We start from the raw sequence: 19,457 nt of genomic DNA, 5'->3' as shown, positions 1-19,457 counted from the left end.
AAAAGGTACGCGAAACTTCTGGTGATGCGCCGGGCGGGGTGATGCCGGCTTGCCGCAGACAATGCTCGCCCCCGCGGTTGGCAGGGGCGGCAAAGATAAGAGGTTGTCTCGATTTTAATCGAGAACTTTGAAACGTGGGTCGTCCGGGTCGATGGAGGAGATACCGCGGGCTTCTTCGGTCATCTGCACTTCTTCCGAGCGCTGCTCGGAATAGCGCTGCTGCTCCAGGTGCAGGTAGATGGCGTTGACCAGTTCCTGCGTGCCTTCGTGCGACAGTGCGGAGATCTCAAATACCGGACCCTTGAAGCCGAACTTCTTGACGAAGTCCTTGACGCGCTTGGCGCGTTCTTCTTCCGGAATCACGTCCAGCTTGTTCAGCACCAGCCAGCGCGGCTTGTCGCCCAGCGCAGGATCGTACTTTTGCAGTTCCTTGACCAGGGCCTTGGCTTCCTTGACCGGATCGACAGTCGCCTCGAACGGCGCCAGGTCGACGATGTGCAGCAGCAGGCCGGTGCGCGACAGGTGGCGCAGGAACTGGTGGCCCAGGCCCGCACCTTCGGCGGCACCTTCGATCAGGCCAGGAATGTCCGCGATCACGAACGATTTTTCGTGCGACACACGCACCACGCCCAGGTTCGGGTGCAGGGTGGTGAACGGGTAGTCCGCAATCTTCGGACGGGCATTCGATACCGCGGTGATGAAGGTCGACTTGCCGGCATTCGGCATGCCCAGCAGGCCAACGTCGGCCAGCACTTTCAGCTCCAGGCGCAGCTCGCGGCGTTCGCCTTCCTTGCCGTCGGTTTTCTGGCGCGGTGCGCGGTTGGTCGAGGTCTTGAAGTGGATATTGCCCCAGCCGCCCTCGCCGCCCTTGGCCAGCAGTTCCATCTGGCCATGTTCGGTCATGTCGGCGATGATTTCGCCGGTGACTTCGTCGATGATCAGGGTGCCGACCGGCATGCGCAGGAAGATGTCGTCTGCGCCCTTGCCGTAGCAGTCGGAGCCACGGCCGGATTCGCCGTTGCCGGCGCGGTGCATCTTGGAATAGCGATAGTCCACCAGCGTATTGACGTTACGGTCGGCTACCGCCCAGATGCTGCCGCCTTTGCCGCCGTCGCCGCCATCAGGGCCGCCGAATGGACGGAATTTTTCACGGCAAAAAGAGGCGCAGCCATTGCCGCCGCTGCCGGCGATAACTTCGATGCGTGCTTCGTCAATAAACTTCATAAGACCACCTTGAAAACTAAAAAGGCCCTACCACTGGCAGAGCCTTTTGGAGAGAAGGCTTTCGCCTTACTGTACCTGTATTTGCTGGTTTAAGCAGCAGCTACGACGGTAACGTACTTCTTGCTGTCCGGACCCTTGGTCACGAACTTCACAACGCCGTCCACCAGTGCGAACAGGGTGTGGTCCTTGCCGGTACCGACGTTTTCGCCAGCGGACACTGGGGTGCCGCGTTGACGGATGATGATGCCACCAGCATTGATGGACTGGCCGCCGTACACTTTAACGCCCAGGCGTTTTGATTCAGAGTCGCGACCGTTGCGGGTAGTACCGCCGCCTTTTTTGTGTGCCATTTAGTTACTCCTTGATAGCTCGGTAAATTCGGGCAAGCAGCAATTAGCCGTTGATCGAAACGATTTGGATTTCGGTGAAGTTCTGGCGGTGGCCTTGACGCTTCTGGTAGTGCTTACGACGACGCATCTTGAAGATGCGTACCTTGTCGTGACGACCTTGGGCAACTACTTTCACCAGAACCGATGCACCTGCAACCAGAGGAGCACCAAACTTGATGCTGTCGCCCGCGCCAACGGCGAGAACCTGGTCGATAGTGATTTCGGAACCAATGTCAGCCGGCAACTGTTCTACTTTAATTTTTTCGCCAGCAGCAACTTTGTATTGTTTGCCGCCGGTTTTTATGACCGCGTACATGATTGGAAACCTCTTGAATTGTTAATAAGTCCCGCTTGCTCGACGCCCAAAAACAACAGACGAAAGCCGGGGAACCGCTGATTATACATAGTTTCGGGAAACTGGTCAAAAGGTATTGTCGACGGGCGGCCGTCGTGGTATGTCGGCAACGAGTAACGTATAATCGCGGCACTCTTACCAACCTTACCAGTAGGTTTGCCTTGTCGAACAACGCCCAGAACACCATCATGAGCACCATTGCCGCCGATATGGACGCGGTCAATACGGTGATCCGCCAGCGCCTTCACTCGGAAGTGGCACTGGTCAACCAGATCGCTGAATATATCATCAGCGCGGGCGGCAAGCGTATCCGACCAGTCCTGGTCCTGCTGGTAGCGAATGCATACAACTACAAGGGCGCCGGCCATCACGAGCTGGCCGCAGTGGTGGAGTTCATCCACACCGCAACCCTGCTGCACGATGATGTTGTTGACGAATCGTCAATGCGTCGCGGCCGCCAGACTGCCAACGCACTGTTCGGCAATGCCGCTTCCGTGCTGGTGGGCGACTTCCTGTATTCGCGCGCCTTCCAGATGATGGTGTCGCTGGATTCCATGCGCGTGATGCAGATCCTGTCCGATGCGACCAATGTGATCGCCGAGGGCGAAGTGCTGCAGTTGCTGAACATGCACGACCCGGACGTGACCGAAGAAAGCTACCTGCAGGTGATCCGTTCCAAGACCGCCAAGCTGTTCGAGGCGGCGGCGGAACTGGGCGCACTGGTGGCGGGCGCTTCCGACGCCGACATCGCCGCAGCAGGCGAATACGGCCGCTCGCTGGGCACCGCCTTCCAGTTGATCGACGACGTGCTGGATTACGCAGGCGACGCAAGCGAGATCGGCAAGAACGTGGGCGACGACCTGCGCGAAGGCAAACCTACCCTGCCGCTGATCTGGCTGATGGAAAACGGCAGCGAAGAACAGCGCGCCCTGGTCCGTTCCTGCATCGAAAACGGCGACGAGCAGCACTTCGATACCATCCTGGCCGCGATCACTAATAGCGGCGCACTGGACTACACCCGTCGCGCCGCCGAAGTGGCAGCGCAGCGCGCCATCGACGCGATTGCAGGCATGCCGGACGGCACCTACAAACAAGCCTTGCTGCAACTGGCCCGCTTCTCGGTGGACCGCAGCCACTAAAGAACAAGGCGCCAATCGGCGCCTTTTTTCTTACTGCGCCTTGACCGCGGCTATGCGCCGCTTGGCGAAGTATGCCTTCCACGCATGCGGTGCGACCGCTGGGTAGCGCAGCTTGCCCAGCGCCAGCCATGCATCGCGGTAGGCCAGCCAGCTGCGCTGCTTCTCGGCCGGGATCTTCATCTGGCTCATTTCACGCTCGGCTGCCGCGGCATCTTCTGCCATGAAGGATGGCAGCTTGCCGGCCTCGAAATCCAGCAAGGAGTTGAGGATTTCCTCAATTTGCGCAGGGTCTGTCCCGTGACGCCGCACCTGCTGCAAAGCGGATTTCTCGGCATCGTTCCAGCGTGCCGAAATGGTGTCGATGCGTGCGTTGCGGTCCTGGTCGGCCAGGTCCAGCCGGATCGCGGCACAGCGCGACAGCAGATGGCTTTTTGCCGCGTCATCGCACATGTCGATCTTCGGCGATGGGCCTTCCTTGCCGGTCTGCATGCGCGCCAAACGCGCCAGGCGCGCTTCGATCTCGGTGGCATCGGCGCGGCAGGCCGCCATCTTCGCCACCGCATAATTGCGCGGCACGCCCAGGCCGTTCGCGTACAGCATCATCAGGACATCCTGGCTATCCGCCGCAAAGGCGCAGTGCCGCGCCTTCACATAATCGAAATGCACGCCGATGCCGTAATACAGCTTGTCAGCATTGCAGTCCTTCAATGCCGCGGCCTGCTCCGCCGTCGGACGATGCGGAAATGGGTAGGTGGCCAGCTTGTGGATCTCGCATTCCGAAGTGTCGGCATGCGCGCTGGCGGCCAGCGCCAGCAAAGCGGTAACGAAGGCTTTGCGCACTTAAAGGATCTCTTTGACCGTTTCCGGCGGACGGCACAGGCGCACGCCCTTGTCGGTCACCACGAAGGGACGGTTGATCAGTTCCGGGTGCGCCATCATGGCGTCAACCAGCTCATCCTCCGGCAGCGATTCGTCTGCCAGGCCAAGCTGGTCGTACAGCTCACCCTTGTTGCGCATGGCGCCGCGCGCCGTCAGGCCGGCTCGCGCAATCAGGTCTATCAGGACTTCGCGCGATGGCGGCGCCTTCAGGTATTCAACGATTTCCGGCTCAATGCCCGCTTCGCGGATCAGCGCCAGCGCGCCGCGCGAATTGCTGCACGAATTGTTGTGATAAATGGTGATTCCCATGATGCAAATGAAGTTAATTCAAAGCCGCACTATATCACCGGCAAGGGAGTTGATAAATCCACAAAATTATGTGTAGAATTAGCTCACACCAGTCGGGGTGTAGCTTAGCCCGGTAGAGCGCTACGTTCGGGACGTAGAGGCCGGAGGTTCGAATCCTCTCACCCCGACCAAAGATACTTTTAAACCCAAACGGTTTCCCATCTCACACTGATCAGTTATTGATAACGATATGGAGTAAATCTGTTGTCCCAGTGTCCCTTATGCCAGCCGAGGTTTACTGACCTCGCGTAGCACCTAACAAACCAGGTCTGGCTGATGCAAACCGCCAGGCAAGCGCTCTTGATGGTCATGCGCCCAGCTTCGACATAGTGTCGTGCCATCTCTACTTTCTGCGGCTATCATTTGGTGGGGGGATTGCCCCGTCGCCTTCCATGTTCAAGTCAAGTTTCTGCTGTTTAGACTCCGGATTTTCTTGCAATTCTTCTGTGCATTGAGCGCTCAGCCCAAGTGATGCAGCAAAGTTTCGCAGCCCTTCATCTTCGGAGTAAATACAGGTAGCCCTGTGAACCTTGGCAATCGCGACTATCTGATGGTCGAACTTCACTTTCTGCCAGGGTGCGGCATCTTGGACACCCTTCTTCTTACCGGAACGAACCGCGTCTCTGACGCTTATCGCGCACTCGATTGCAGCCTTTTCATCAAAGGGAGCAATGATGAAGGCCGAACGGCCTTTGAAGGAAGCCAAAACGTCTGGGTCAGCCTTGACGTAGAACTCAGAAAGGGCCGGCGTTGGAATCAATATCTTAGTCTTCGATCTTTGCAATCGAACTACTAGATAGTCCAGCTTATCGCGCTGAATATCCGATGTGCGCGGATCAAGCAGTTTTATGAGAATGCCCGCGTCAAAAATTACCATTAATCCGATCCTCGTATCAGCAGGTGCTCCTTGATTGGATCATCAACTTCGTTCCATCCATTGCCCTTAGCTAACCGAGCTGCATTAAGAATGTCCGTTATCGACACATCGTCTAAAGGTTCCCAGCCACTGATTCGAAACTTCTCAAGCGACCAAACCCCATCTTCGCCGCGCAGCCAATCGCCTTGCCCCGAAACGCGAATCGGGGTCGAAAGGTAATTTCGAATCAACTCTCGCGCCATATCGCTGTTTGCTTCGCATTTGTGAATCGTGCCGTCGACATCCTTCAACCAAACGGGGATAGTGTTGTCTTTGCCACCAATTCGAATGACGACGCCGTCAAGTACGCCTGCTTCTTTGACACGGAACGTCTTTTGGATCGGGGTGTCTCTACCAGGGAAGGCTAAGACGACTCCTCCGGTCGTCTGCCTAACCTCTCCGATTGCCTTGTCAGCCTTCAGCATATTATTGAGGTTTTGATAGGCCTTCTTCAGGTCATCGGGTGCCGAAGCGTCGTGAACCATACGCAGCCTAGATTCAACACAATCGACAGCGGCGGTGTCGATCAGCACGCTGAGAATTGCGCTTCCTGGTCGAACTGTTCGAAAATGCACAGCAGGCTCGCTCCCGTACAAGGCGGCCAGCTGCTGCATGTATTCAGCTAGCCGAGACATTGGTATGGTGTCAGGGCTGAACGCATCAATGCTGAAATCAAGTTCTTTTGGTGTTTCCATCGCGTCACAATACTACAGCTAGGTCATTCATTGAGTTAGGCATTACGACATTTGCTGATCAATAAGAGCAATTGTTGTCAATTTGCAATTACACCCGAGCGCATGCTGTATATATAGACAGTATGAATGACAACGCACTAAAGTCAACGGCTCCACCTCAAACGAACGAAGCTCAATGGTCTTTCAATTGTGTTGACTTCAGTCTTATCGCGATATCCGTTGCAAATCTCGATGCACTGTCACTGCTCTTAAATTGCCGCTATTTTTTGGCGCCGTCATTGCTGTCCTTGTCAGGACGGCGCAGCAGCAGAGAGGGATTAGCCTTGACCTTCTCAGTCAAGGCGCCAACGTCCGTCACGACCTTCTTGGCCTGGTTTTCGATCGCCATGAATTTTTCAACGGCCTTGGGCAGTTCATCGAGCATGGCTTTGAGCCCTGATTTCTGGAACGGGATCTCGGGAATCTTGTCCGGAGCCGTCACAGCAAGCAGGGGCTTGGCGGTTTTTCCTCCGCCACTCAGCTCGACATAAACGACGCCGGTAATGCCCTTGAGCGCAAGGCTGGCCCGGGTGTCTGTCTTGACCGGTGTATTTTTGCGCAAGCGCACGTCTACCTGCACCAGGCTCGGGTCGTCCGGATCATTGATGATCGACTTGACCGTGCCGGCATCGACGCCGCGGAACTTCACCGGGTCGCCGACGGTCAGGCCGCCGACCGATTCGGGGAAGTGGATGCGGTACAGCACATCATCGCGCTGTCCCGGGCTGCCTAGCCAGACGGCAAACAAGGCGGCGGCAACGGCAAAGGCGATGATGAACAGCCCTTCCATGAAATAGCGCCTGTCAGTTTCCATGACTCACCTCCCTGGCGGACATTGCGCCCTCGGCGCGCGGCCCGTGGAAGAAGTCGTGTATCCACGGATGTTTGGATTTCCGCAACTGGCTGGCGGTATCGATCGTCAGCTTCCGGTCAACCAGCAAGGCGATGCGGTCGCAGATGGTCACCAGGGTCGTGAGATCATGAGTGACGATGACGGCCGTGATCCCCAGACTACGATTGAGCTGCTGGATCAGGGCGTCAATGCCTGCAGCGGCAATCGGATCAAGATCGGAGCTCGGTTCATCGAGGAAAAGAATCTGAGGATCGAGCGCCAGGGCACGGGCAAACGCGGCGCGCTTGACCATGCCGCCCGACAGTGCGGACGGAAACTTGAGGCCGCTGTCCGCCTCCAGGCCGGTCAGCGCCAGTTTCATCGCGGCGATCTGCTCACGGTCGTCGGCCTGCAAGCTCGTATGTTCGCGCATTGGCAGCATGATGTTGTCGGCCACAGACAGGGAGGAAAACAGCGCGCCTTGCTGGAACAGGACACCAAACGCAAAGGCGCGCTCATGGGCTGAAATGGTGCTGATCGCCACGCCGTCGAGCAAGACTTCGCCGCCGTCCGGCTGGTGCAGGCCAATCAGGGTCTTCAGCAGCACCGACTTGCCGGAACCGGAGCCGCCGGCGATGCCAATGATTTCTCCACGCTTGACGTCAAGGTCAAGCTTGTCATGTATGAGCTGTTTGCCGAAGCGGTTGACGATGCCCCGGGCAGACAGGATGGGCGTGGCGGCGGGTTTCATACTCCAAGCTTTTCAAACAGGATCGAGAAGAGCGCATCAAGCACCAGCACCAGGAAAATCGACTTCACGACGGAACGGGTGGTTTCGCGGCCAACGCTTTCGGCAGTACCCTTGACCCGCAACCCGTGCATGCACGCGATGACTGCAATGCAGAAGGCGAATACCGGCGCCTTGAACAAGCCGACATTCAGGTCGCTGAGGCTGACGACCTGCGGCAAGCGCGCCAGGTATTGCGCCGGCGCCACCTGCAGCAGCACTTGTGCAATGGCCGCTCCGCCGATCAAGCCCATGATGTCGGCAAAAAAGGCCAGCACAGGCAAGGTCAGGACCAGTGCGATCACGCGGGGCACGACCAGCATCTGCATCGGTTCCAGCCCCATCACGGTGAGCGCGTCGACTTCGTCGCGCGTCTTCATGACGCCAATTTCAGCCGTGTAGGCGGAGCCGGAGCGGCCCGCCACCATGATGGAGGTGATTAACACGCCCATTTCACGCAACACCGAGACGGCGACCAGGTTGATGGTGAGGTCTTCTCCGCCATATTGGCGCAATTGCGCGACACCCTGGTAGCCGATGACGATTGCAATCATGACCGCCATCAAGCCGATGATGGGCAAGGCCTGGATCCCGGTCTCCCGGACATGGCGCGAGATCGACGCCGGACGCAGGCAAGTGGGGTGTAACAGGGCATGGAAGGTCCAGCTTGCGACACAGCCGACAAAAGTAATGAAAGAGCGCGCCTCGTGCCAGGTGTCATGGGCACTTTTTCCCAACGCTATCACCCGCTGGCGCCAGCGCGGAACTGCTGCTACAGCCGGCAGCGGCTTGAGATCGAGCGAGTCGATCAAGTCGAACAGGGTCTGGTGTTCCGGGCGCACGCCGGTGAGCGCCACGCCCAGTTTGCGGAGGGCTGAAAGAAACAAGGCACCCGGCGTATCGAGCTGCGTGATCCCGGCCACATCAAGGGTGCACGACGGCCCGGGCTTCGACCAGCTCTTCAACGAGTTCCTGGCTGTGGTGAGGGTGCCAATGACGAGCGAGCCCGACAGTGCGTGGCGCTCTCCTTCTCCGCTGACTTCGATAGCCGGTGGTGAACGGGGTGAGGCGGCTTGCGCCGGATTGGCGGGAACCCTGGGCATGGTGTCTGCCTATTTGGTGGCATAAACTGGTCGCCGAACATGCGCGAATAGCTTGGCGTTTCTTTGTTTCAGTTTAGGCTCGACGCTTTGGGCGGTTCTGTGCGGAACAACACATTGGGGGTTCCCCTGCGCCAACCGAGTCATTCTCTTTGCGAATGACGATTATCGAAACTTTGAATTTGAGTTATATGCTGCACTGCCACATAATGTTTCCAAGGAATTACATTTTATGGAGAACAGTATGGAACTCAGTAAGCATATGGAATTCATCTTCTTGGGCGCTTTGATCCTGATCGGCGTGTCTGCCGCAGCCACCGCCGCCGTGCCGAAATTGCTGGCACCGGCCGCTCAAGTCGCCAGCGTTAAAGCAAGCACCACTCCAATCGTCGTGGTGAAGGCGAAGCGCCTGACCGCCGAAGAAAAAACAGCGCTGGGCGAATAACCGCAGGCTTCAGTCCGGGCGGTAAGCGCGCATGAAGGTGTCCACGGCGCGGGCTACCGTTGCAACAACCTGCGCATCGTGAAACTCGGGCAAGGCATTCATCAGGCCGCGCTCTTCCAATTCGCAATCGAGCAGGGCACGGAACTGGCTTGCTGCCACATGGGGATCGGCCATGCGCAACTTCCCTGCTTTCATCACAGCTTCAAAATAGCCGGCGACCAGCTTCATGCCCTTGCCTGGGCCGTTCTCGTAGAATGTGCGCCCCACTTCGGGATTGTTGCCTGAGGCCGCAATCACCATGCGCCGCATGGCGAATTTCTGCGGCGTGAAAAAGGTTCTGAGCACGCGCTCGCCGAAGCCTTTCAGCGAAACTTCGACATCCTGCTTGGGGTCCAGCAGGGCAAGCACTTCCATTGCGTCGGGCGGCAAGCCCGGGCCAATTGCGGCGCACGGCCGCTCGCCAAAAAGATCGGCCAGTTGTCCGCCATGTTCTTGCGTGGACCGCGAAACCAGCTCCCCGAACAAGGCTGATGGCGACATGGCGCTGCCGCCGGATACAGCGGCCTATGTGCTGAAACCCGGAGCCCTCGCGGGAACCATGTCCGCGAGCGATTTCCTGTCTTAATAAGGTGGAAGCGTGTCCTGCCCACGCTGCTATTTTTGTGCTATTTTCCTGAAAACCCGCCGTAAGTATCACGCTGTAAGAATCGGTTTCCCCGCTGTGCAACGCAGTTTGGAAGGTTCGAGCTATGAATACGCTGGCAGCACGTCTTGTCCCCTTTGCCGTCCTGGCACTTCTCGCCGCTTGCGGCGCCAAGGAAGATCCCTCCAAACAAGCCGGAGGTCCGCCCGCCGTCTCGGTGGCGCCGGTCGTCAAGCGGCAGGTCCAGGAGTTCGATGAATTCACAGGACGGCTGGAAGCGCCGCACACAGTCGACGTGCGCTCGCGCGTGACCGGCAACCTGGTCAAAGTCCATTTCAAGGAGGGCCAGGTCGTCAGGAAAGGCGAGCCGCTCTTCACCATCGATCCCCGCCCCTACGCGGCCGAGGTGGCGCGAGCCGAGGCGCAGTTGCAGTCCGCCCGCACCCAGTTCGAATTGAACAAATCCGAATTCGCGCGTGCGGAAAAACTGGTCGCCGTTCGTGGCGTCAGCCAGCAGGAACTGGACCAGCTGCGCGCTGCCGTCGCCAATTCGCAGTCGTCGATACGTGCCGGGGAGGCGGCGCTCACGCAGGCGCGCCTCAACCTGGAATTCACCAACATTACCTCTCCGGTGGAAGGCCGCACTTCGCGCGCCAACGTCACCGAAGGCAACCTGGTGAATGCGGGCGAGCCGGTACTGACAACGGTCGTCTCGACCGACAAGGTCTACGCATACTTTGACGCCAGCGAGGCGCTATACCTCAAATACATGCGCGCAGCCCGCGATGGTACCCGCGCCTCGTCGCGCGATACGCCGAACGTCATCTACCTCGGCCTGGCCAATGAAGAGGGTTTCCCCCACGAAGGCAAGATGGACTTCGTCGACAACCGGCTGAATCCCGCCACTGCATCGCTGCGCGGGCGGGCAGTATTCGAAAACAAGGACGGCCTGTTCACCCCGGGACTGTTCGCGCGCCTGAAGCTGGTGGGCAGCGGCAAGTACATGGCCACCGTGATTGCGGACCGCGCGCTCACCACCGACCAGACCCGCAAGGTCGTGCTGGTGGTAGGCAAGAACAATATCGTCGAACAGCGCGAGGTCAAGCCCGGAGCACTGATCGACGGCATGCGTGTGGTGGAAGGCGTGAAGGAAGGCGAACTTGTGATCGTGGACGGCTTGCTGCGCGCCTTCCCTGGCGCGCCCGTCACGCCGCAGGTGCTGAAAGTGAATGAGCAAGGCATGCCCATCCCTGCCCCGCCGCCCGGAGCCCCTGCACCGGCCAAGGGTTGAGGAGGAGCCATGGACTTCTCAAAACATTTCATCGAGCATCCGCGCCTTGCAACCGTCATTTCGATCTTCATTTTCCTGACAGGGCTGCTGGCGATCTTCCAACTGCCGATTTCGGAATATCCCGAGGTGGCGCCGCCGCAGGTGGTGGTACGCGCGCAATTCCCGGGCGCGAATCCGCGCGTGATTGCGGAGACGGTCGCGGCCCCGCTCGAAGAGCAGATCAATGGGCTGGAAAACGTGCTGTACTTCCAGAGCCAGGCCACGGCCGACGGCAGCATGAGCATTACGGTCACGTTCAAGATCGGCACGGTGCCGGAGCAAGCCGAAACGGCAGTACAGAACCGGATCAACCGCGCCCTTCCCCGCCTGCCGGACATCGTGCGCCAGATCGGCGTGACGACGGAGAAGCAGTCCTCCAGCCTGACCATGGTGGTGCACATGGCCAGCCCGGACAACAGCCACGACACGCTTTACCTGCGCAACTACGCCAACCTGTATGTACGCGACGAACTGCTGCGCATTCCCGGCATGGGGTCCGTGCTGTTCTTCGGCGGCGGCGATTACGCAATGCGCATCTGGCTCGATCCGCAGAAACTGGCTTCGCGCAGCATGACTGCGGGCGACGTCATCCAGGCGATTCGCGAGCAGAACGCGCAAGTCGCGGCGGGCGTGGTCGGGTCGCCGCCGGCCGTGAACAACACGGAATTCCAGCTGGCGGTCAACGCGCAGGGACGGCTGGTCAAGGAAGAGGATTTTGCAAACATCATTGTTCGCAGCGATACGCGCACCGGCGCGGTCGTGAGGATCAAGGACATCGGCCGCGTCGAGATGAGCGCAAGCACCTTCGCCTTGCGCAGCCTGTTGAACAACAAGGATGCCGTGGCGATCGGTATTTTCCAGGCGCCCGGATCCAACTCGCTGGCGCTCTCCGACAATGTCCGCGCCACCATGGCCCGGCTAAAACAGTCCTTCCCGCAGGGCGTCGACTACGACATCGTCTACGACCCGACACGCTTCGTGCAGACCTCGATTGAAAAGGTGGTGCACACCCTGGTCGAGGCCATCTTGCTGGTGGTGCTTGTGGTGATCATCTTCCTCCAGACCTGGCGCGCTTCGGTGATTCCCCTGCTGGCGGTGCCGGTGTCGATTGTCGGCACCTTCGGGGTGCTCCTGCTGCTCGGCTATTCGATCAACACTCTGACGCTGTTCGGCCTGGTGCTGGCAATCGGCATTGTCGTCGACGATGCGATCGTGGTGGTGGAGAACGTCGAGCGCAATATCGCGGACGGACTTACGCCGCACGCCGCAACGCACAAGGCGATGAGCGAAGTCAGCGGGCCTATCGTGGCGATTGCGCTGGTGCTGTGCGCAGTCTTCATCCCTCTGACCTTCGTGCCCGGCCTGTCCGGCCAGTTCTATAAGCAGTTCGCCGTCACCATCGCAATTTCCACAGTCATATCCGCGATCAACTCGCTGACTCTTTCGCCCGCGATGGCGGCGCTGCTCCTGCGTCCGCACGATGCGCCCAAGGATACCGTGATGATCTGGATGGACAAGCTGTTCGGACGCTTCTTCCATTGGTTTAACTGCTTCTTCCAGCGCCAGAGCAAGAAGTACAGTCGCGGCGTCGACGCCATCCTGAAGCGAAAATCTGCGGCGTTGCTTGTCTATGGCGTGCTTCTGGCCCTGACCGCAGTGCTGTTCGGCGCCATTCCCAGCGGGTTCGTGCCGGCGCCGGACAAGCAATACCTGATCGGCGTAGCCCAGTTGCCGGCCGGGGCGACCCTCGATCGCACGGAGAAGGTGATTCGGGAAATGAGCGATATCGCCCGCAAAGTGCCGGGCATCCGCGATTCAATCGCCTTCCCCGGTCTTTCGATTGCAGGATTCTCGGCGGCGCCAAACGAGGGCATTGTCTTCCTGGGACTGACGCCGTTCGAAGAGCGAACCTCGGCCGCACTGTCCAAGGACGCCATCCTGGGCAAGGTGAACGGCGCCATGCAGCAGATACAGGGCGCCCGTATCTTCGTGGTGCCGCCACCAGCCGTGGAGGGCCTGGGTGCCGCCGGCGGCTTCAAGCTGATGGTGCAGGACCGCAGCAGCCAGGGCGAGCAAGCGCTTTATGGCAGCGTGTGGGGCATACTCGGGCCGATCTACGGCAATCCCAAGTCGACCATCGCGACGCCTTACTCGACTTACGATATCAATGTGCCGCAGTTGTTCGCCGATGTGGACAGGACCAAGGCAAAGCAGATGGGTGTGCCGCTGCAGTCGATCTACGATACGCTGCAGATCAACCTGGGCTCCCTGTACGTCAACGACTTTACCCGCTTCGGAAAAACCTACCAGGTGGTGGTGCAGGCAGACGCGCCCTACCGCTCCAGCGCAGATAGCATCGCACGCCTTGAAACCCGTAACGACGCAGGGCAGATGGTGCAACTCGGCGCCCTCATGCAGGTCCAGCCTACCTTTGGACCGACACGCGTGACCCGCTACAACGGCTTTCCCGCCGCCGACCTGAATGGCGCTCCCAAGCCGGGTTTCTCCAGCGGCCAGGCGGAAGCGGAAATCGAAAAGCTGATCAAGGGCCTGCCGCGCGGCATGGGCTTTGAATGGACCGACCTGACCTACCAGGACCGCCTGACGCGCGACGTGACCTTGCCGGTGATCGGCGCAAAGATACCCACGCTGGCGGCGGTCCTGTTCCTGTCCGTTGTGCTGGTGGTGCTGGTGCTCACTGCGCAATATGAGAGCTGGAGCCTGCCGCTGGCGATCATCCTGATCGTGCCGATGTGCATACTGTGCGCGCTGTTCGGGGTCTGGCTGTCGCACTGGCCGCCCTTCGGGCAGACCGGGGACCTGAATATCTTTACCCAGGTGGCGCTGGTGGTGCTGGTCGGCCTGGCCTGCAAGAATGCGATCCTGATCGTGGAGTTTGCCAAGGAGCTGGAAGAGCGCGGAAGGCCCATGGTCGAAGCGGTGCTTGAAGCCTGCCACCTGCGGCTGCGACCGATCCTGATGACGTCCATCGCATTCTGCGCCGGCGTCGTCCCGCTCATACTCGGCAGCGGCGCAGGCAGCGAAATGCGCCGGGCCATGGGCATTGCGGTCTTCTCGGGCATGGTTGGCGTGACGTTCTTCGGCATCTTCCTGACGCCGGTGTTCTACAGCATGGTGCGCAAGAGCACAGCCAAGCGCCGTGAACACGCGGCCGAAGTGCGGCGCGCGGTCGACGCCGCCGCCCACCCCTTCCACGCCGGCATTGACGACGCCAGTCCGCCGCCCGAGGGAAAATCATGAAAAGCACCTTATCCTTGCTTGCGGCGCTGCTCCTTGGCGCTTGCTCCCATGCGCCGCAACTGGCGCGCTACCAGCCTCCCGCGCAGGCGGGCTTCGTCAACGCCCCCGGCCAGGCAGCGAACAGCGAACCGGTGGCCGAATTCTGGCGCCGCTTCGAGGACGAGCAGTTGTCTTCCCTGGTCCTGCGCGCACTGAAGGCCAATACCGACGTGCGCAGCGCGGCTGCCAGCCTGGCCGAGTCGCGCGCAATCGGACGCTTCGCCGACGCCGACCTGTGGCCGACCGTGAACCTCAACGCGGGGGCAGCACGCGTGCGGGCCAAGGATAGCAACGGCGTTCCCAAGACCGACAATGCTTATTTAGTAGGCCTGGACGTGCTTTGGGAAGTCGATGTGTTCGGCCGCCTGGGCGACGCGCGGCGCGCGGCGCAAGCCGGCGTCCTGGCCGGCGAGGCGGGCTATCGGGCAGCGCAGCTAAGCGTGGCGGCCGAAGTGGCGCGCAACTATTTCAACTTGCGGGGATTGCAGGAGCAATTGCGCGTTGCCGTTGCTTCCCTGGAGACCCAGCGCGCCGCCTTGCAGCTGGTCGAGGCCCGCGAGAGCGTTGGGCGCGGCACCGCGCTCGATACGGAACGCGCTCGTTCGCTGGTGAATTCGACTGCCGCTTCGGTGCCTGCATTCGAATCGGCGCTAGCCCGCACGCGCTATCGGCTTGCCGTGCTTTGCGGCCTGCCGCCGACCGGGCTGGATGCGGAGCTGGGCGAGCCGCGCCCGCTGCCGGGGCTCAAATCCTTCGATATCGGCGGCATCGGCACGCCGGAAAACCTGCTGCGCCGCCGGCCCGACGTGCAGCTGGCGGAAGCGCAACTGGCCGCGGCGGCAGCCAATGCCGGCGTCGCTCGCAGCGCATGGTTCCCGTCCATCACGCTGGGCGGGACGCTGGGGCAGAACGCCTCTCATGCGAGCGACCTTGGCAAGGGCGCGTCCTACGCCTATAACCTCGGCGCGCAACTGGCGTGGAACCTGCTCGACTTCGGCCGCATCCGCGCCAATATTGCCGCATCTGATGCACGCGCCGATGCGGCGGTGGTGAACTACGAGCGCGCCGTACTGGCGGCGCTGGAGGAAACAGAGGGCGCATTCATCAACTACACGCGCTCGCAGCAGCAGGCCGCGCTGCTGTACGACGCGGTCGTCGCTTCCGAGCAGGCGGCCAAAATTGCGCGCGAGCGCTTTGCGGTTGGTTCGACCGATTTCCTGGTGGTGCTGGATGCCGAACGCGAACTGCTGTCGGCGCGCGACCGGCTGGCGCAGGCGCAGTCCGGTGCGGCCGTTTCGCTGGTCGTGGTCTACAAGGCGCTTGCCGGTGGCTGGGGCGGCCCCTGAGGGTCAACCGCTCGCTGCCGGTCGATTTCGACCACCCCGCCTGCCAGGTCCGGCGCCAGGATCACGGCCGCATTCTGCTCGCGATCCACGGAAGTGGCCAGTGCGCCGCCGGCCGCATACGCTTGCGGCGCGGCCTCGGCATCCCATCCATGGACATAAAGCGCCATGCCATTCCACCACGGCCTCCAGCTCCCCTCGCGCTGCTCGAACAACAGCTTCAGGCCCGATGGCGTTTGCTCGCAGCGGATGCGCTGGCGCAGGAAGCCGCCGCGCTGGTATGCCAGGCTGACGCCATCGTCGGCGTAGATGTCGCCCTGGCAGCCGGCACCAGGATAAACATGGAGTTCCAGCCTGCCCTCAGGGATGAAGGCCGTGCTTTGCACCAGGGGCTGGCGGGGGATGATCGCACCCGGGCGCACATAGACCGGCAACTGGGCGATATCCGGTTTGACGACAAGCCCTTTGCCGTCCAGGCGCCGTCCCGTCCAGTAGTCGTACCAGCCCTTGCCGGGCAGCTCCACGTTGTAGTCGCCCGGCGATTCAAGCATCGGCGATGGCGCCAGCAGCAGGTCGCCGCCGATCATGAACTGGTCCTCCGAACCGCCAAGCCGGTCGCCATGCGCCAGTACTGAAGGGAAGTTGAGGAAGACTGGCCGCAGCAGAGGAATGCCGCTGCGGCTGTTTTCCTCCGCTGCGGCATACAGGTAGGGCATCAGGCGGTAGCGCTCCGAGATGAAACGACGGCGGATCTCGACCTGCGCCGCGACGCCAACCCAGGGTTCCTGGTCGGCCCGGCCGGTTTCCGCATGGGCGCGAAACAGCGGCATGAAGGCGCCAAGCTGGAACCAGCGCGTCAGCAATTCGGGCGACGGCCGCTCGCCGGCGTAGCCGCCAATGTCGTTGCCGGCGTAGGAGAAACCGCTCAGACCAAGATTGACCAGCTGCTGCATGCCCATCTTGAGGTGCTGCCAGCTCGAGACGTTGTCGCCGGTCCACGTTGCCGCATAACGCTGGCCGCCGGCGTAGGTGGCGCGGGTCAGCACGAAGGGACGCACGTCCGGCTGCAGCCGCAGCAGGCCTTCGTACGTGGCGCGCGAATTGAGCTGGCCATAGACGTTGTGCATTTCCGCGTGCGAGGTGCTGCGCGGCGCGAAGTCGTCGCTTTCAATCCGGTGCACGACCTCGAGCGGCATGGTCTTGCCCGGAGCATTGAAGATCGAAGGCTCATTCATGTCGTTCCAGAAGCCCGCCACGCCGTCACTCACGAATCCGGCATACAGCTCGCCCCACCAGCGGCGCGCCTGGGCGCGGCTGAAGTCGGGGAACACGGCTGCGCCGGGCCACACATCGCCCGAGTAGTACCGGCCACCCGGCAGTTTCAGGAAAAGGTCTTGCGCCGCACCGCTGTCGTAGGCGGCGTAGCCCTGGCCTGGAGCATTGGCGATATGCGGGTCGGTAATCAGCACCAGGCGGATGCCCTGCGTGCGAAGGTCGTCGGCAAGCCGCCGCACGTGGGGGAAGGCCTGGCGGTTGACGGTGAATGGGCGCGAGCGATCCTGATAGTCGATATCCATGTAGATCACGTCCGAGGGCAGCCTTTCGCTGCGCAGGCGCCGCGCGATCGCGCGCACTTCGGCGTCCGTCTTGTAGCTCCACTTGGACTGCTGGAAGCCCAGCGCCCATTGCGGCATCAGCGGCGCCGAGCCGGTCAGCCGGGCATATTGCTGCAGCACGTCCTTCGGTGCGGGGCCTGCCATGACGTAGTAATCGACAGGTCCACCCTCGCCGCTGATCGACAGCACGCCCCGTTCGGTCTTGCCGAAATCGAAAGTGGTGCGCCAGGTGTTGTCGAGGAACAGGCCATGGGCCTGCCCACGGTCGCTCACGGCCAGGAAGAATGGAACGGTCTTGTAAAGGGGATCTGTCGCCTGCGTGAACTTGTAGGTGTCCGTATTCCACATGGTGTAGGCGCCACCCTTGCGGTCGAAGGTCCCGGTCTTGTCTCCCAGGCCAAAGACATGATCGTCGCCGCCCATGCGCCCACGCATGCGGAAGCCGCCATCGGGTGAAAGCGCGGCCCGTCCGGCAAGGTCGGCCAGCAGCAGCCGGCCGCCGCCATCGAGCACGTCCGTCCGCAAGGTACGCAAATCGATGCGGGCGGCGATGTTCGCCGTGCGCAGCAGCACCTGTTCGCCACGGCGCGTGACTTTCAGCGGCAGGCGCGCGCTGCGCCTTGCAGCCGGCACCGCCCACGAGGCATCTTCCGGCAATTTCCCGCGGCCCATGCGGATGCGCACGATGCCGCTGGCCGGTGCAGATACTTCAAGCACCACGCCGCCGCGGGAGAGCACCATGCGCTCCACGGTTTCCGCGTGCAGCGTACTTGCTGCGCCCAGCGCGAGGACGGCCAGGACACTACTGGGCCGCATACATCGAAGAATACTTCGCGCCGAAGTAAAGGATGAAGGCATAGCAGGCGGCAGGCAGCATGAACGATGCCTGCACGCCGATGGCATCCGCCAGCGCGCCCTGCGCGAACGGCACCAGCGCGCCGCCGACAATGGCCATGCACAGGATGCCAGAGCCCTGGCCGGTGTACTTGCCCAGGCCATGCAGCGCCATGCTGAAGATGGTCGGGAACATGATCGAGTTGCACAGGCCCACCGCCAGGATGGCCCACATTGCCACGCTGCCCTTGCCGAAGGTCGCCGCCAGCACCAGGCCGATTGCCACCAGCGAGTTGACGGCCAGCGTCTTGCCCGGGCTGGCCACGCGCATCACCACGAAGCCGATGAAACGACCCACCATGGCGCCGCCCCAGTAGATGCTGACGTAATGCGCCGCTTCGGCGTGGGCCAGGCCGGCAATGTGCGACTCGCCCAGGAAGTTGATGAGGAAGCTACCGATGCTGACTTCCGCGCCAACGTACAGGAAAATGCCGATGGCGCCCAGCACGAGGTGGCGGTGGGCCCAGGCCGAACCGTGTCCCTCGCCCGCCAGCGAAACGTCTTCGGTGTCGGCGATCTGCGGCAGTTTGGCGACAAAGAACAGCACAGCCAGCAAGGCCAGCGCACCGGCCAGGGCCAGGTAGGGGCCGCGCACGGTGGCTGCATCAGCCGCGGCGCCCGCCACGCCGGCCGCCGACAGGATCAGCATGCCGCCAACGGAAGGGCCGATGGTGGTGCCGAGGGAATTGAAAGCCTGGGTCAGGTTCAGGCGGCTGGAGGCCGTGCGCGGCGGCCCGAGCACGGTGACGTACGGGTTGGCGGCAACCTGCAGCACCGTGATGCCCGACGCCAGGACAAAGAACGCCAGCAGGAACAGGCCGTAGCCGCCGAACGAAGCCGGATAGAACAGCACGCAGCCGCCGGCGGCAATCAGCAGGCCGGCTACCGCACCCTTCTGGTAGCCGATGCGGCGGATCAGGGCGCCCGCCGGCAGCGATACGATGAAGTAAGCGCCGAAGAAGCAAAGCTGCACCAGCATCGCCTGGAAATAGGACAGCGTATAGATCGCCTTCAGGTGCGGAATCAGCACGTCGTTCAGCGAGGTAATCAAACCCCACATGAAGAACAGCAGTGTGACGATGACCAGCGCGCCGGTGTTCGTTCCGTTCTGAGCGCCGCCTGCCGCCGCTGGCGGTGCAGTTGGCGTAGCGTTGGGTACGGTGGATGCCATGAATGTCTCCTC

Annotated in this window: 18 protein-coding genes and 1 tRNA gene; 6 read left to right on the top strand and 13 right to left on the bottom strand. The window is 61.3% G+C overall.

Going from position 1 to position 19,457, the window contains the following annotated elements; genetic code table 11:
- Window positions 1-114: 114 nt before the first annotated feature.
- The 3 genes from obgE to rplU form a co-directional block, all read right to left on the bottom strand.
- Window positions 115-1,224, bottom strand: a complete 1,110-nt coding sequence (obgE, locus tag ACN9M3_RS08200) for a GTPase ObgE (RefSeq protein WP_426169663.1) — start codon at window positions 1,222-1,224, stop codon at window positions 115-117.
- An 89-nt stretch (window positions 1,225-1,313) separates the two neighbouring features.
- Window positions 1,314-1,574, bottom strand: coding sequence for a 50S ribosomal protein L27 (gene rpmA, locus ACN9M3_RS08195; RefSeq protein WP_155456463.1), 261 nt, complete (start codon window positions 1,572-1,574; stop codon window positions 1,314-1,316).
- 43 nt (window positions 1,575-1,617) lie between these two features.
- Complete coding sequence (rplU, locus tag ACN9M3_RS08190) at window positions 1,618-1,929, bottom strand: 50S ribosomal protein L21 (RefSeq protein WP_055933037.1); 312 nt, start codon at window positions 1,927-1,929, stop codon at window positions 1,618-1,620.
- Window positions 1,930-2,156: 227 nt separating this feature from the next.
- Here rplU and ispB point away from each other — a divergent pair, with 227 nt between their 5' ends.
- Window positions 2,157-3,107 carry an octaprenyl diphosphate synthase gene (gene ispB / locus ACN9M3_RS08185; RefSeq protein ID WP_426323712.1) on the top strand — a complete coding sequence of 317 codons (951 nt, stop codon included), beginning with the start codon at window positions 2,157-2,159 and terminating at the stop codon, window positions 3,105-3,107.
- Window positions 3,108-3,137: 30 nt separating this feature from the next.
- Here the strand turns inward: ispB and ACN9M3_RS08180 are convergent, their stop codons facing one another.
- On the bottom strand, window positions 3,138-3,947 hold the full coding sequence (locus tag ACN9M3_RS08180; RefSeq protein ID WP_426321702.1) for a hypothetical protein: 810 nt from the start codon (window positions 3,945-3,947) through the stop codon (window positions 3,138-3,140).
- Entirely contained in the window at window positions 3,948-4,295 is a 348-nt protein-coding gene (gene arsC, locus ACN9M3_RS08175) for an arsenate reductase (glutaredoxin) (protein WP_426169656.1), read from the bottom strand.
- 93 nt (window positions 4,296-4,388) lie between these two features.
- Here arsC and ACN9M3_RS08170 point away from each other — a divergent pair.
- Window positions 4,389-4,465 (top strand) — tRNA-Pro (locus ACN9M3_RS08170).
- A 212-nt stretch (window positions 4,466-4,677) separates the two neighbouring features.
- On the opposite strand, the gene ACN9M3_RS08165 is transcribed toward ACN9M3_RS08170, so the two are convergent.
- The 5 genes from ACN9M3_RS08165 to ACN9M3_RS08145 form a co-directional block, all read right to left on the bottom strand.
- On the bottom strand, window positions 4,678-5,211 hold the full coding sequence (locus ACN9M3_RS08165) for a hypothetical protein (protein WP_426321700.1): 534 nt from the start codon (window positions 5,209-5,211) through the stop codon (window positions 4,678-4,680).
- Window positions 5,211-5,945 (bottom strand): MFS transporter, encoded by a 735-nt coding sequence (locus tag ACN9M3_RS08160; protein WP_426169651.1) that lies wholly within the window; start codon window positions 5,943-5,945, stop codon window positions 5,211-5,213. Before ACN9M3_RS08160 ends, ACN9M3_RS08165 begins: the two co-directional genes overlap by 1 nt.
- 259 nt (window positions 5,946-6,204) lie before the next feature.
- The gene (locus tag ACN9M3_RS08155) at window positions 6,205-6,798 is read right to left on the bottom strand and encodes an MlaD family protein (RefSeq protein WP_426169648.1); all 594 of its coding nucleotides are present in this window, start codon (window positions 6,796-6,798) and stop codon (window positions 6,205-6,207) included.
- A complete protein-coding gene (locus ACN9M3_RS08150) occupies window positions 6,788-7,567 on the bottom strand; it encodes an ABC transporter ATP-binding protein (RefSeq protein WP_426169645.1) in 780 nt (259 codons plus the stop codon). The genes ACN9M3_RS08155 and ACN9M3_RS08150 overlap by 11 nt, the downstream gene beginning before the upstream one ends.
- Window positions 7,564-8,706: an MlaE family lipid ABC transporter permease subunit gene (locus ACN9M3_RS08145; protein ID WP_426321697.1), complete on the bottom strand. Its 1,143-nt coding sequence runs from the start codon at window positions 8,704-8,706 to the stop codon at window positions 7,564-7,566. Before ACN9M3_RS08145 ends, ACN9M3_RS08150 begins: the two co-directional genes overlap by 4 nt.
- 229 nt (window positions 8,707-8,935) lie before the next feature.
- On the opposite strand from ACN9M3_RS08145, the gene ACN9M3_RS08140 reads away from it, so the two are divergent.
- Window positions 8,936-9,148 (top strand): hypothetical protein, encoded by a 213-nt coding sequence (locus ACN9M3_RS08140; RefSeq protein ID WP_426321695.1) that lies wholly within the window; start codon window positions 8,936-8,938, stop codon window positions 9,146-9,148.
- 9 nt (window positions 9,149-9,157) lie between these two features.
- Here ACN9M3_RS08140 and ACN9M3_RS08135 read toward each other — a convergent pair whose 3' ends face one another.
- Window positions 9,158-9,688 (bottom strand): TetR/AcrR family transcriptional regulator C-terminal domain-containing protein, encoded by a 531-nt coding sequence (locus ACN9M3_RS08135; protein WP_426321693.1) that lies wholly within the window; start codon window positions 9,686-9,688, stop codon window positions 9,158-9,160.
- A 209-nt stretch (window positions 9,689-9,897) separates the two neighbouring features.
- On the opposite strand from ACN9M3_RS08135, the gene ACN9M3_RS08130 reads away from it, so the two are divergent.
- The 3 genes from ACN9M3_RS08130 to ACN9M3_RS08120 are packed head-to-tail and all read left to right on the top strand — an operon-like array spanning window position 9,898 to window position 15,767.
- Complete coding sequence (locus ACN9M3_RS08130; protein ID WP_426169634.1) at window positions 9,898-11,082, top strand: efflux RND transporter periplasmic adaptor subunit; 1,185 nt, start codon at window positions 9,898-9,900, stop codon at window positions 11,080-11,082.
- A gap of 9 nt (window positions 11,083-11,091) precedes the next feature.
- Window positions 11,092-14,382, top strand: a complete 3,291-nt coding sequence (locus ACN9M3_RS08125; protein ID WP_426169631.1) for an efflux RND transporter permease subunit — start codon at window positions 11,092-11,094, stop codon at window positions 14,380-14,382.
- On the top strand, window positions 14,379-15,767 hold the full coding sequence (locus ACN9M3_RS08120) for a TolC family protein (protein ID WP_426169628.1): 1,389 nt from the start codon (window positions 14,379-14,381) through the stop codon (window positions 15,765-15,767). The genes ACN9M3_RS08125 and ACN9M3_RS08120 overlap by 4 nt, the downstream gene beginning before the upstream one ends.
- On the opposite strand, the gene ACN9M3_RS08115 is transcribed toward ACN9M3_RS08120, so the two are convergent.
- Together ACN9M3_RS08115 and ACN9M3_RS08110 are read right to left on the bottom strand one after the other, a co-directional pair.
- Complete coding sequence (locus tag ACN9M3_RS08115; RefSeq protein WP_426169626.1) at window positions 15,731-18,196, bottom strand: TIM-barrel domain-containing protein; 2,466 nt, start codon at window positions 18,194-18,196, stop codon at window positions 15,731-15,733. The genes ACN9M3_RS08120 and ACN9M3_RS08115 overlap by 37 nt on opposite strands.
- Window positions 18,183-19,445, bottom strand: coding sequence for a sugar MFS transporter (locus ACN9M3_RS08110; protein WP_426321690.1), 1,263 nt, complete (start codon window positions 19,443-19,445; stop codon window positions 18,183-18,185). The genes ACN9M3_RS08115 and ACN9M3_RS08110 overlap by 14 nt, the downstream gene beginning before the upstream one ends.
- Window positions 19,446-19,457: the final 12 nt, after the last annotated feature.

Source organism: Pseudoduganella sp. R-43, assembly GCF_049913255.1.
Taxonomy (GTDB): domain Bacteria; phylum Pseudomonadota; class Gammaproteobacteria; order Burkholderiales; family Burkholderiaceae_D; genus Rugamonas.
This window is presented reverse-complemented; position numbering and strand designations above follow the sequence as displayed.

Excerpts from the sequence above, each read along its gene's own strand:
- ACN9M3_RS08120 (WP_426169628.1), top strand. The coding sequence starts at position 14,379 with ATGAAAAGCACCTTATCCTTGCTTGCGGCGCTGCTCCTTGGCGCTTGC.
- rplU (WP_055933037.1), bottom strand. The coding sequence starts at position 1,929 with ATGTACGCGGTCATAAAAACCGGCGGCAAACAATACAAAGTTGCTGCT.
- rpmA (WP_155456463.1), bottom strand. The coding sequence starts at position 1,574 with ATGGCACACAAAAAAGGCGGCGGTACTACCCGCAACGGTCGCGACTCT.
- ACN9M3_RS08135 (WP_426321693.1), bottom strand. The coding sequence starts at position 9,688 with ATGTCGCCATCAGCCTTGTTCGGGGAGCTGGTTTCGCGGTCCACGCAA.
- ispB (WP_426323712.1), top strand. The coding sequence starts at position 2,157 with ATGAGCACCATTGCCGCCGATATGGACGCGGTCAATACGGTGATCCGC.
- ACN9M3_RS08150 (WP_426169645.1), bottom strand. The coding sequence starts at position 7,567 with ATGAAACCCGCCGCCACGCCCATCCTGTCTGCCCGGGGCATCGTCAAC.
- ACN9M3_RS08145 (WP_426321697.1), bottom strand. The coding sequence starts at position 8,706 with ATGCCCAGGGTTCCCGCCAATCCGGCGCAAGCCGCCTCACCCCGTTCA.
- ACN9M3_RS08165 (WP_426321700.1), bottom strand. The coding sequence starts at position 5,211 with ATGGTAATTTTTGACGCGGGCATTCTCATAAAACTGCTTGATCCGCGC.
- arsC (WP_426169656.1), bottom strand. The coding sequence starts at position 4,295 with ATGGGAATCACCATTTATCACAACAATTCGTGCAGCAATTCGCGCGGC.
- obgE (WP_426169663.1), bottom strand. The coding sequence starts at position 1,224 with ATGAAGTTTATTGACGAAGCACGCATCGAAGTTATCGCCGGCAGCGGC.
- ACN9M3_RS08155 (WP_426169648.1), bottom strand. The coding sequence starts at position 6,798 with ATGGAAACTGACAGGCGCTATTTCATGGAAGGGCTGTTCATCATCGCC.
- ACN9M3_RS08110 (WP_426321690.1), bottom strand. The coding sequence starts at position 19,445 with ATGGCATCCACCGTACCCAACGCTACGCCAACTGCACCGCCAGCGGCG.
- ACN9M3_RS08130 (WP_426169634.1), top strand. The coding sequence starts at position 9,898 with ATGAATACGCTGGCAGCACGTCTTGTCCCCTTTGCCGTCCTGGCACTT.
- ACN9M3_RS08160 (WP_426169651.1), bottom strand. The coding sequence starts at position 5,945 with ATGGAAACACCAAAAGAACTTGATTTCAGCATTGATGCGTTCAGCCCT.
- ACN9M3_RS08140 (WP_426321695.1), top strand. The coding sequence starts at position 8,936 with ATGGAGAACAGTATGGAACTCAGTAAGCATATGGAATTCATCTTCTTG.
- ACN9M3_RS08115 (WP_426169626.1), bottom strand. The coding sequence starts at position 18,196 with ATGCGGCCCAGTAGTGTCCTGGCCGTCCTCGCGCTGGGCGCAGCAAGT.
- ACN9M3_RS08125 (WP_426169631.1), top strand. The coding sequence starts at position 11,092 with ATGGACTTCTCAAAACATTTCATCGAGCATCCGCGCCTTGCAACCGTC.